This is a genomic window from Clostridium sp. MCC328, assembly GCF_018785465.1.
Taxonomy (GTDB): domain Bacteria; phylum Bacillota; class Clostridia; order Lachnospirales; family Lachnospiraceae; genus Pilosibacter; species Pilosibacter fragilis.
Map to the genome: position 1 here is coordinate 82,476 of NZ_WQPW01000018.1, position 12,413 is coordinate 94,888.

Sequence of the window (12,413 nt, forward strand, 5' to 3'; positions counted from 1 at the left end):
ACGGGCATAAAATAATAACTGTCATCATACAATTTCCTAAAGCATGGCTTTGGAAAGGTATGGTGGCGTTTTTATGATGGAACTTTTGAAGAAACATATCCACATGAACCGTCGCAGGGGGAACGTCACGTCCCAGATGACCCTGGATGACGATTTCAATGTGCCGGATTCTATGGATGATGTGGAAGAACTGATCATGGAGAACGGGGAGGTAAAAATCGAGTCGGTGAAGAACCCCGGCGAGAAGGCGGAGATCAGTGGAAAACTGGAATTCCGGATCCTGTACCGGCGGCCCGGCGGAGAACTCACAGCTCTTGCCGGCAGCATCCCGTTTACGGAGACCGTACATATGCCGGGGCTTGCGGAGAATGACTATGTGCAGGCGGGCTGGGAGCTGGATGACCTGAATGTGAGCCTCATCAACTCGAGAAAACTGAATGTCAAGGCGTTAGTGACCCTGGAACTCAAGGCGGACGAGATCCGGGACATGGAGACGGCGTCGGACGTGAAATTCGACGGTGAGGTGGAGGTATTGAAGAAGACGCTGACCGTGGCTGCCATCGCCGTTCGGCGGCGGGACACGTTCCGGGTGCGGGAAGTCCTTACGATCCCTGGAAACGACCCGGACGCGGAGACGCTTTTGTGGCAGGATATGCGGCTTCAGGATGTGGAGACGAAGCCCCTCGACGGGAAGATCCATATCAGCGGCGATCTTCTGGTATTTGCAGTCTACTCTGCGGGCGGCGGGCAGATGCCGGTGCAGTGTTTCGAGGAGACTGTGCCGTTTTCCGGGGATGTGGAGCTCACAGAATCAGCGGAGGACATGATCCCGTTTATCACGGTGAAGTTAGTGCACCGGGATATGGAACTGCAGCCGGATTCCGACGGGGAGATGCGGGAGATATCCGTGGACGCGGTCATGGAACTGGACATCAGGCTCTACGAGGAAGAGCAGGTGGAGCTTCTCGGGGACCTCTATGCCCTGGACCGGGAGGCGGTTCCGGAGACAGGGACGGTGTGCTTTGATACGCTGGCAGTGCGGAACCAGGTGAAGACGAAGATCCAGGAGAAGGTCCAGCTCACCGGAAGGCAGCGGATCCTGCAGGTATGCCATAGCGACGGGGACGTGAAGATCGATGAGGTCCAGATCAAGGAGGACGGAATCCACATGGACGGGGTCCTGGAGATCCGGCTTTTATACCTGACGGCGGATGACCAGGCACCTGTGGGGGCAGCGTCGGAGGTGCTGCCGTTCCATCTGATGGCAGCCGCGGATGGTCTGACGCAGGATGTGGTATATGAGATTGAACCGGGGATCTCCGGGCTTACAGCTGTCATGGCAGGCGGGGACGCCGTGGAGGTGAAGGCTCAGATCACGGCGGATGTGCTGGTGTTAAAGCCTGTCTGCGAGCAGACGGTCCTGAGCGTGGCGGAGGAACCTTTGGATACGGAGCGGCTCAAAAAAATGCCGGGGATCATCGGATATGTGGTGAAGCCGGGGGACAGTCTCTGGAAGATCGCCAGGATGTTCCACACAAGCGTAGAACGGATCATGGAGCTAAACCACCTGTCAGACAGCACGATCCGGCCGGGCGACAGGCTGATTTTGGTGAAAACGGTGCAGGGATAGAGCTGGTTCCGCGTGTGACTGTTGTCCGGTGCTGCTTTTTATTGAAAAACAAGTGCAAAATGCGGCAATGTGTGATTTTCCCCGAATGTCTGGTTGCAATTCGGGGAAAATTTTATATAATGGTATGAGTGGGATTTTCTGCTCGCAGCAAAATGACATTGGTCGGGAGCGACAGAATGTTATGGAATATGCCAGAATCGGAAATAGAAGAATGCTCCTGTAACGTTCTGAAAACTGCGGCATAAAATAACAGTACCACAGAAAATCACATCTAAGGCATCCCGATGCTTTCATATAGATTCCGCGGGCTCAGGCTTTCGGAGAACGGTGATGGATTCCATGGTCCCATTGCCGTTTACATAACATGTAAAGTGTCAGAGAGCAGGGAATGTCGGGGCAGGGTACAGGCGGGTGCCGGTATCGCCGTGAAATGGAGAATAACATGAACTACACATATCTTCTGGAATGTTCGGACGGGACCTTCTACTGCGGATGGACGAACGACCTGGAAAAAAGGGTGAAGGCGCACAATTCTGGGCGCGGGGCGAAGTACACGAAGCCCAGGCGGCCGGTGCGTCTTGTGTGGTATGAAACTTTCGAGACGAAGGAAGAGGCGATGAGCCGGGAAGTGAAGGTAAAACGGCTTTCCCGGAAGCAGAAGGATGAACTGGTGGCTTATGGACCAGTTGAGAAGCCGATTTCCTGAAAAGCTTCATAAGTATGCGGAGGAGCTTTGAATTTATTGCACGGACTGCTGGAAAACATCATATAGAAAGCAAAAATCCTCAATCTTGGAAGGAATTTTTGCTAGTATCTGTAAGGAAAACGAACAGATACGGAATACAGGGAGAAAATATTTATGATTTGTACTTTTAAAAAGAAACTGGCAAAGGTGCTCTGCGGCGTGCTCGTGTTTGCCCAGCTGGGAACGATGCAGGCTTTCGCGAGACCCGACTGGCCATCCGACACGGGAATCGAGGCGGAGGCGGGAGCTGTCATGGACGTGGACACCGGAACGATGCTTTTCGGACAGAACAGCCATGTGGAATACTATCCGGCGAGTATCACAAAGATCCTCACAGCCCTCGTGGTCCTGGAACATGCGGACCTTTCCGACACGGTCACTTACTCGGACAAGGCCATGAACTCCGTGGAGGTGGACAGCGGAAATAAGCTGAGTCTTGTGGCGGGAGACACCATGACCGTTGAGGACTGCCTCTACGCGCTGCTTCTTGCATCCGTCAACCAGGCGGCAAACGCCCTGGCGGAACATGTGGCAGGCAGTATTCCGGATTTTGTGGACATGATGAATGCGAAGATCGCGGAGCTTGGATGCACGGAGAGCCATTTCGCGAACCCGTCGGGCCTCAACAACGATGACCAGGTGGTTACAGCGTACGATATGACGAAGATCGCGGCTGCGGCCTACAGTAACCCGAAGCTTCTGGAGATCAGCTCCGCGAAGTCATGGAAGGTGGGACCGACGACGAACATCCCGGACGGGGCCAGTGTGCGGAATGAGCACCGTCTCGTGATCACGGAGGACACTTCCAGCGAGTATTACTGCCCGGAGGCAGTGGCAGGAAAGACCGGATATCTCTTAAAAGCAGGAAACACGCTTGTTACATACGGTGAGAAGGACGGAAGGCGTGTTGTATCCGTCATCTTAAAGGGAAGTCCGAGACAGTATTTCATTGATGGAAAATCGTTGCTGCAGTTTGGCCTGAACCGGTTCCAGAATGTGGATATCGCGGAGAATGAGACGAGATATGTCACCGGAGAGGACCAGGTGGATGTAAACGGGACGAGCTATGCGCCGTCCGACCTGGCGATCCAGACAGGAAAGAAGATCACACTTCCGAAGGACGCAACATTCGCGGACGCGGAATTAAGTCTCGGCGCAGTTCCGGACGGAGCGCCGGAGGGAACGGTCGGAGTGCTCAACTACATTTACAATGAGAGAAAGATCGGTTCCGCGTACCTGATGACGAAGGCGGGGGCGGAAGCACTTGCGGCTGCTGAGGCAGCAGGAGGGGCCGAGACCACTGCAGCGGAAGAAACGTCCGAGAAGAGCACAGACGCTGCGGATCCGTCAGCAGATGACGAGAGCACTGAGGCTGAGACGGAGACCATGGGCGAGACAGATGTGACCACGGCGGCAGGTGACGCGGACAACGCATCGAATCAGGCCGGCAGCAATGATGTGAAGACCGGATTCCCTGCGAAGATCCTCCTGATCGTGATCGGAATCCTCGCGGCAGCAGCCCTGATCGGCGGTGGTATCTGGTTCATGATCCAGAACAACAGGAAAGAGGCGGAAGCAGAAGCACTTCGCCGCGAAAAGAGAAGACAGCGTCTCGTGGCCGAAGGCGGCGACGCTGAGGCCGAGTTCAACAGACTGCTTGAAGAGAAGCGGAAGAGGAACGAGGAGAGACGGAAGAGATAGAAGAGAGAAAGCGGCTGGATCAATTGTGATCAGGCCGCTTTTCTGATATACTGGAAATGAAGTTGGTTTTACGCGGCAGCCACATATCCGTACATCATCATGTAATGGCAGAAGCTTCCGCCCATGACGAAGAGATGGAAGATCTCGTGGGAGCCGAAATTTTTATGCTTTGAGTTGAAGATCGGTAATTTCAGTGCATAGATCACACCGCCGATGGTATAGATGATGCCGCCGGCGAGAAGCCATGTGAAAGCGGCAGGTGTGAGAGCGGCAACGATCTGGCGGATCGCCATGATGCATACCCAGCCCATCGCGATGTAGATCACGGAGGAGAACCACTTCGGGCAGTTGATCCAGAGGGCATTGATGATGATGCCTACGATGGCGATGCCCCAGACAAGGGACAGCATCCGGTAGCCGGACTTATTTCCGAGGACGATCAGGCACACCGGCGTGTAGGTTCCGGCGATCAGGATGAAGATCATCATGTGGTCGATTTTCCGAAGGATCTTATTGACATGCTCAGAAATGTCGAAGGTGTGGTAGACCGTGCTTGCGGCGTAGAGCAGGATCATGCTGACGATGAAGACGCTCAGGGCCTTTAGGTGCATGGTTCCGGGGACGGATGCGGCCTTGATTAAAAGCGGCGTCGCGGCAACCATTGCGGTCAGCATTGCGATAAAGTGAGTCAGCGCGCTTCCGGGATCTTTTATTTTCAGTTCCATAATCATTCCTCCAATCATGCGGGATAGCCTGTGTTGAACAGGGAAAATATTGGAAATCAGAATGTGCGTGACTGTATGAAATGAATTAGTCCGATATGGATCTGCGATAATAGGTTGTGGCGGACAAATTTCAGATCATTGCAGCAAATGAACGCAGGGTCTGGTTTCAAAGTTAAAGTGAATATTTAAAATGCGACACATAGTTTTTAAAACTACTTATCGCGTTTGAATATACTATACCACTTACGATAAAAATATGCAAGGGGAAATATTTTGATGTTAAAAGTATTATATGAGGACGACGAGATCCTGGTGGTCATAAAGCCTGCGGGCGTGGAATCCCAGGCTGCGAAGCGGTTCGCACCGGATATGGTCAGCGAGGTGAAAAAACACCTGGTTATCAACAAATCATGCACACCGGGGAAGGAACCTTATGTGGGAGTTATCCACAGACTGGACAAGCCTGTGTCCGGCGTGATGGTGTACGCGAAAATGAAACGGGCGGCAGCGGCTTTAAGTGAGCAGGTTCAGAACCATAAGATGAAAAAAATCTACACAGCAGTTGTCCACGGAAGACCTGTGAATATGGTGGATAACTATGTGGATTATATGGTGAAAACACCGGACGGGAATTATTCACAGGTTGTGGATAAGGGGATAACCGGCGCGAAGAAGGCGGAGCTGTCCTACGAAGTCTTAAAAACCATCGACGGGGAAGCTGCCGGGATGCCGGGGACGGAACTGAGTCTGGTGAGAGTTGCGCTGAAGACCGGACGCCATCACCAGATCCGTGTACAGATGGCGCATCATGGGACGCCGCTGTATGGGGATATGAAATATGGAGTGCCTGTGGGAACTGCCAAACTTGATAAGAAAGAGAATGCAGACCAGGGAACCATGAAGGCAGCAGGAAATAGAAATATGCCGGGTATCAGAACAGCAGGAAATATGGGAAGTGGAAGAGAGTCGATCGCACTCTGCGCTTCATCGCTGATTTTTTTTCATCCGGTGACGAAGAAAGAAATGACGTTTGAGATAGAACCGGTCGGAGGGGAATTTCAGTTGTTTCAAGTTTGATCCTGGTGGGGCTGTTTTCGGCTGCAGGTTGTGACATTGGCAACTGTGGAAATGAGAACAAGGGAGGCCTTGTTCTAGAAATACAGTAGTGCAAAAGAGTCATGCTTTATATGACTCTTTTTGTAATTTAACTAAATTACATATTGACAAAACCCAAAAGAAATACTATTATATAATTGTAATTTAGCTAAAGTACAAAGGAAGGAGCAAGATGAAACATTTAAAACTAGAAGAATTGGTTCAATTTGCTTTGGGAAAAAATGTGACACGCTTAAAAAATTCGGGAAATGCGATTTATACTCCGGAAGATTTTGAGAAGGATTTGCACAGTATAAATCAGAGCAAAGAAGCTTCGGAGTGCATTATAAGCATGATTAAATCAAAGGCGGCTCCGGTATCAAAAGAAACAGAAAATTTGTGTATCACGTCTAATTTCTTAAAATGTTCATTTGATTCAGACACCCTGGATCCGTGGTACTTTTGCTACCAGTTTAATGAAGGACGAGAGATTGAAGAACAGGTTGTAAGGTATTATCAAGGTAATACCTTGAGTGTAAAAAAACTTACAATTCAGAGTATCGGGGGATTGACCATGCCGCTTCTGGGAATTGAGCAACAACACATTGTTGGAGAACTTTATCGAAAAGCAATTATTCAACGGGATTTAATTATACAGCAGGCAGAAAATGTAATGGATATGACGTTAGCAATGATTAGAAAATATGAGGAGAATTAAAGTATGACAACAAGTAAGGATTTACTGCAGGTTTTATGGAACGGTGCGGATGTGCTTCGCGGAAAAATGGATGCAAATGAATATAAAACATATCTTTTAGGATTGGTATTTTACAAGTATCTGTCAGATTCCTACCTGTCGAAAGCGTATGATCTGTTAATGGATGAAGTGCCGGAAAAACTGGAAGAGGCGCAGAGGGCATATGAAGAAGCATTTTCCAGTGATGATGCAGGAGATTTACTGGCGGAGTTGAAGGAATCGTTGCATTATACATTGGAACCGACAATGACGTTTACCCATATTTTAAGTGATGTAAAGAATAATTGTTTCAAGAGAGAAAAATTACAGACCGCTTTTAACCGCGTACAGGAGTCTGATCCGCTGTTTGAGGGATTATTTGCAGATGTAGATTTGTATTCTAACCGCCTTGGAACTGGAGATCAGAAACAGAGTGCAACGATAGCAGACTTGCTTCGTGTTCTGGAGGGCGCAGATCTGATCCATACGGAAGGAGATGTTCTTGGAAATGCATATGAATATCTGATCGGTCAGTTTGCTTCTGAAACAGGAAAGAAGGCGGGGGAATTTTACACTCCACATGGACCGGCGCAAATTCTTTGTCGTATTGCTATGATGGGACAGGAAGAGAAAAAAGGCCTGCAGGTATATGACCCATGTATGGGATCCGCCTCTTTAATGTTAAGTTGCAGAAACTACTCAAAGGAACCGGATTATATAAAGTATTACGGTCAGGAACTAATGCCATCTACGTATAATCTGGCTAGAATGAATATGTTTCTTCATGGAGTACATCCGGAAAATCAGCATTTGAGAAATGGAGACACACTGGATGCAGACTGGCCGACAGATGAAGAAACAGAATTTGATGTGGTAACCATGAATCCGCCGTATTCTGCAAATTGGTCTGCAGCGGAGGGATTTAAACAGGATGAACGTTTTATGGATTATGGCGGTAATCTGGCACCGAAGTCAAAAGCAGATTATGCGTTCTTACTGCATGGATTTTATCATTTAAAACAGAGCGGAACGATGGCAATCGTACTGCCGCATGGGGTATTGTTCAGGGGCGGAGCAGAAGGCAGAATTCGTGAAATTTTATTAAAGAACGGATCCATTTATGCAGTTATTGGTCTACCGTCCAATATGTTTTATAATACATCTATTCCGACCTGTATTATTGTGTTAAAAAAGCACAGGGATGGACGGGATGTGCTTTTCATTGATGCTTCGAATCTTTTTGTAAAAGAAAAGAAACAGAATGTTATGACAGAAGAACACATTGGACATGTACTGGAGCTGTATAAAAATCGTAAACCGGTAGAAAAAGAAGCGTATCTGGCTTCTTATGAGGATATTGAAAAGAATGACTTTAATTTGAATATTCCGCGCTATGTAGATACAACAGAAGAAGAGCCGGAAATCAGTTTAAAAGATCTAACCGTAAAGATCCAGGATACAGATAGAGCAATTAAAGATGGAAACAAAGAATTACTGGAAATGATGAAAAACCTGACTTTTAAAACTTCGGAAACCAAGGAAGACGTTGAAGCATTTATTCGTGTGTTTGAGGAGATGTAGACATGGGAAATACACCAAATATCCGGTTTAAGGGATATACAGACGATTGGGAACAACGCAAGCTGGGGGCGGTTGTCGAAGATTATGTCGAAAAAACGACGGTCGAAGATCAATATCCTGTTTTAACTTCATCTCAGCAAAAAGGAATCGTATTACAAGACGATTATTTTTCAGGAGATCGAGTAAGTCAAAACGGAAACGTAGGATATTTTATAATTCCGCGGGGATATTTTGCTTTTCGAAGTAGAAGTGATAATGATGTATTTGTATTTAACCGTAATGATGTTGCGGATATGGGGATAATAAGCTATTTTTACCCAGTATTTAAACCAAAGGGGGTAGATTCAGATTTCCTGCTACGCAGATTAAATTATGGTTTGGAAGATCAAATTAAAATAAATTCTGAGGGAACTGGACAGCATGTTTTGTCATTGAAAAAGTTTAAAAATATGGTTGGATTATTTCCATCATATGAAGAGCAGAAAAAAGTTGGCTCTTATTTTTCGAAAATAGACAACCTCATCAGCCGTCATCAGCAAGAGTATGATAATATGGCAGCATTAAAGAAGTATATGCTGCAAAAAATGTTTCCAGCGAACGGGGAAAAGGTTCCAGAAATTCGATTTGAAGGATTTACTGATCTTTGGGAACAGCGTAAGTTGGATGATTGGGGAACTTTTTATTATGGGAGAAGCTGCCCAAAGTGGTCAGTAACAGAAGATGCAACCATTCCGTGTATAAGATATGGGGAACTTTATACAAAATTTGGAGCAAAAATAGATAAAGTTTATTCATACACAAATATGCCACCTGATAACCTTAGATTTAGTAAAGGTACAGAAGTATTGATTCCACGAGTAGGTGAGGATCCGATGGACTATAATCACTGTACATGGCTTTCTATGCCGAATGTAGCGATTGGTGAAATGATTTCAGTTTTTAATACCGACAACAATCCATTGTTCACGGCTACGATGTTTAATGCTACTTTGCGGAATGAATTTGCGATGAGAGTTGAGGGTGGAAGTGTAACTAATCTTTATTTTGAAAAATTGAAAAATATAGAAGTTTCGTTCCCGTCCAAAGATGAGCAAGTAAAGATAGCGACATATTTTGAAAATCTCGACCACATCATCACCCTTCATCAGCGTAAGCGTGATGAACTCTTAGAACTTAAAAAGTACATGCTGCAAAACATGTTTCCAAAGAAAGAAGGTTGAGTATGCCGGAATTAGAATCCATTATTGAGCGTAGGTTGATTGATCAACTCTGCCGGGAAGAATCCCAATGGACGTATCGCCCGGACATTAAGACGGAGGATCAGCTTTGGGAGAATTTTAAGTATATCCTGGAACAGAACAATAAAGCTAAGCTGGATAATACACCGCTTAGTGAGTCGGAATTTGCCAAGATTAAGAATGACGTTTCCCATGCATCATTTTACGATGCAGGGAAATGGCTGGTTGGAGAAAATGGACAGGTCTATATACATATTCAGAGAGGGAACGAATCTATCCACCTGCAGGTGATGAACAATGAGCATATTGCGGGCGGAACCAGTGTTTATGAGGTGATTAACCAGTATCAGGTCTTCTCGTCAGAAGGGCAGGTTGACAGCCGAAATCGTAGATTTGATGTGACACTTCTTATAAATGGAATTCCAATGATCCATATTGAGTTGAAAAATAAAGAGCATTCTTATATGGATGGATATCGTCAGATCAAAAAATATATAGCGGAAGGAAAGTTCCGTGGTTTATTTTCTAATGTACAGATGTTTGTTGTCAGCAATGCAGTAGATACAAAATATTTCGCTGCGGCAAGAGACATAGAGCTGAATAAGAAATTCATCACAGGTTGGATCGATAAAGAGAATCAGCCAGTTTGTGATTACATTGAATTTTGCAAAGCTGTTTTACGGATTCCGCAGGCGCATGAGATGGTAACAAAATATACGATTCTGGATAATGAGAAAAAGAAACTTCTGATTTTACGACCGTATCAGATTCATGCGATCTGCGCTATGCGTGAGGCATCGAAGCAGGGAAAGTCGGGCTATATTTGGCATACGACGGGGTCTGGAAAGACGATGACTTCCTATAAGGCCACCAGAAATCTATTAATGGATATTCCATCCATTGAAAAGACAATTTTTTTGATTGACCGAAAAGATCTGGACACCCAGACAACCATGGAATTCCAGTCTTATGCTGTTCAGGATACCATTGACGTAGATGATACGGAGCATGTTGGAAAGTTGATTGAGCGTTTAACGGACGGTAAGCGCCATATGATTGTAACAACCAGACAGAAACTGCAGATTATGATCAACCGCCGGTTGAAAGAAGATGACAAGAACTATCAGAAAATCCGGAATCTGCGGGTTGCCTTTGTTGTGGACGAATGTCACCGCGCAGTCACTCCGGAAACGAAGCGTTTGATTGAGCGCTTTTTCAGCCATTCTTTATGGTATGGATTTACCGGAACACCTATATTCGATGAGAATAAATATGAATTGAAGGGAGATCTGCCTCAGACAACAGAGGAAATGTATGGAGAGTGTCTGCATAGTTATACCATTAAAGAGGCGATCCATGACTCCGCAGTGCTTGGTTTTATGGTAGAAACAATAGGGGCGAAAAGTGAAGTAGATCCGGCTGCATATGAATCAGAAACACACATGAGAAAAGTGCTGGATGTTATTTTGAATCGTTCCGAGGTTAAATTTGGACTGCAGAATGGCAAGGGAAAAACTTATGAAGCGTTTCTCACGGTAGATTCGATTGAGAGAGCGCAGAAATATTATAAAATGATTTGTGATATCAAAGCAGGAAAGGATGAACTTAAGATTTCTGATGAAATTACAAAGGCTTATCCGGATTTTCCAAAAGTTGCGATCACGTATTCGATATCAGAAAATGATGAGAAATCCCACGTAAACCAGGTGGAAATGGAACAGTCTCTGGATGATTATTATCGGATGTTTGGGACAAGTTATAAACTGCAGATGATCCAGGCATATAATAAAAACTTGAATGAGCGATTAGCCAGAAAAGAAAAACGATATTTAAATCGGGATCAGCAGTTGGACCTTGTAATTGTGGTGGATCGTCTCCTGACTGGCTTTGATGCTCCATGCTTATCTACTCTGTTCATTGATCGTCCGCCTATGAAATATCAGAATCTTATCCAGGCATTCTCAAGGACCAATCGGTTACTGGATGACAAGAAAATGTATGGTCAGGTTGTTACGTTCCAGGAGCCGGAAGCATTTAGAAACGCAATCAATGCAGCGCTGACACTTTATTCCAAAGGTGGATATAGCACTGCTGTATCTGAAGACTGGGATAAAGTAAAGCAGGAGTTTTCAATATCTGTGCAGGCGATTCACGCGCTGGCAAAGACACCGAAAGACATTGCTGCGTTATCCAGAAAACAGAAAAGATCATTTATTCATATGTTCCGGTCTTTAGATCATGACTTTGCACATTTAAAGGCATTTTCAAACTACGAAGAATCCATATTAAAGGAATATGATTTTTCGGAACAGGAATATGAAAACTATGCAGCTATGTATAAGAATGTGATGGAAGAGTTTCGAAATGAAAAAGATACTCCAGATGGAGAAGAGCCAGTTATGGATGATTATGATCTGATTGCTTATCATAAGCTGCAGGTGGATTTTGAGTATATTCTTGAATTGTTGCAGGGTTTTATTGAGTCATTGGATCCTAAACAGGATAATTACAAAGAATCGAATTTCAAGGAAGATTTGAAAACTATTCGGGAATTGATCGAGGAGTTCGCTAAGACAAATCAAAAGCTCAGCGATCTGCTAGGTACGATCGTAGATGAAATTGAGGCTGATAAGAGCAAATATATTGGTCAGGATATTTCTATGATTGTTAATCAGATGAGGCAGGAAGCTATTGAACGTGAAGTGGAAACTTTTTCCAGAAAATGGTTTTTAGATCCAGAAGAAGTAAAATATGAGGTATTCAATTTCCGGGACGGTGAATTGGCAAATGAAACAAATATGAAAGAAAAGGCAGACTATGCAGCATATAAGAGCCAAACAGAAGCACCTATGTCAAAATTTAAATTCCGAAAGAGCCTGATAGAAGAGTTTAAAAATGAGCTGATGAATAATGTACAGCCCTTATTGAATTAGGTAAATATCTTTAGATTCAAAGGTCGAGG

The 12,413-nt window shown here is 45.5% G+C and carries 9 protein-coding genes; 8 read left to right on the forward strand and 1 reads right to left on the reverse strand.

The annotated features are described in order from the left end of the window. Window positions 1-73: 73 nt before the first annotated feature. The 3 genes from GPK83_RS03585 to GPK83_RS03595 all read left to right on the forward strand — a co-directional run bounded on the left by GPK83_RS03585 (window position 74) and on the right by GPK83_RS03595 (window position 4,076). Entirely contained in the window at window positions 74-1,630 is a 1,557-nt protein-coding gene (locus GPK83_RS03585) for an SPOCS domain-containing protein (RefSeq protein WP_252196226.1), read from the forward strand. 442 nt (window positions 1,631-2,072) lie between these two features. Beyond that, the gene (locus GPK83_RS03590) at window positions 2,073-2,336 is read left to right on the forward strand and encodes a GIY-YIG nuclease family protein (protein ID WP_215704025.1); all 264 of its coding nucleotides are present in this window, start codon (window positions 2,073-2,075) and stop codon (window positions 2,334-2,336) included. Between the two features lie 153 nt (window positions 2,337-2,489). After that, window positions 2,490-4,076: a serine hydrolase gene (locus GPK83_RS03595; RefSeq protein ID WP_215704026.1), complete on the forward strand. Its 1,587-nt coding sequence runs from the start codon at window positions 2,490-2,492 to the stop codon at window positions 4,074-4,076. A gap of 68 nt (window positions 4,077-4,144) precedes the next feature. Here GPK83_RS03595 and GPK83_RS03600 read toward each other — a convergent pair whose 3' ends face one another. Next, a complete protein-coding gene (locus tag GPK83_RS03600) occupies window positions 4,145-4,801 on the reverse strand; it encodes a hemolysin III family protein (RefSeq protein WP_117470767.1) in 657 nt (218 codons plus the stop codon). Window positions 4,802-5,077: 276 nt separating this feature from the next. On the opposite strand from GPK83_RS03600, the gene GPK83_RS03605 reads away from it, so the two are divergent. The 5 genes from GPK83_RS03605 (at window position 5,078) to GPK83_RS03625 (ending at window position 12,384) form a co-directional block, all read left to right on the forward strand. After that, window positions 5,078-5,878, forward strand: coding sequence for an RluA family pseudouridine synthase (locus GPK83_RS03605; RefSeq protein WP_215704027.1), 801 nt, complete (start codon window positions 5,078-5,080; stop codon window positions 5,876-5,878). A 211-nt stretch (window positions 5,879-6,089) separates the two neighbouring features. Then, on the forward strand, window positions 6,090-6,614 hold the full coding sequence (locus GPK83_RS03610; protein WP_215704028.1) for a hypothetical protein: 525 nt from the start codon (window positions 6,090-6,092) through the stop codon (window positions 6,612-6,614). 3 nt (window positions 6,615-6,617) lie between these two features. Continuing rightward, window positions 6,618-8,213 carry a type I restriction-modification system subunit M gene (locus tag GPK83_RS03615; protein ID WP_117470770.1) on the forward strand — a complete coding sequence of 532 codons (1,596 nt, stop codon included), beginning with the start codon at window positions 6,618-6,620 and terminating at the stop codon, window positions 8,211-8,213. A 2-nt stretch (window positions 8,214-8,215) separates the two neighbouring features. Further along, entirely contained in the window at window positions 8,216-9,433 is a 1,218-nt protein-coding gene (locus GPK83_RS03620) for a restriction endonuclease subunit S (RefSeq protein ID WP_215704029.1), read from the forward strand. 2 nt (window positions 9,434-9,435) lie between these two features. Beyond that, window positions 9,436-12,384, forward strand: coding sequence for an HsdR family type I site-specific deoxyribonuclease (locus GPK83_RS03625; protein WP_215704030.1), 2,949 nt, complete (start codon window positions 9,436-9,438; stop codon window positions 12,382-12,384). The last annotated feature ends 29 nt before the right edge of the window (window positions 12,385-12,413 follow it).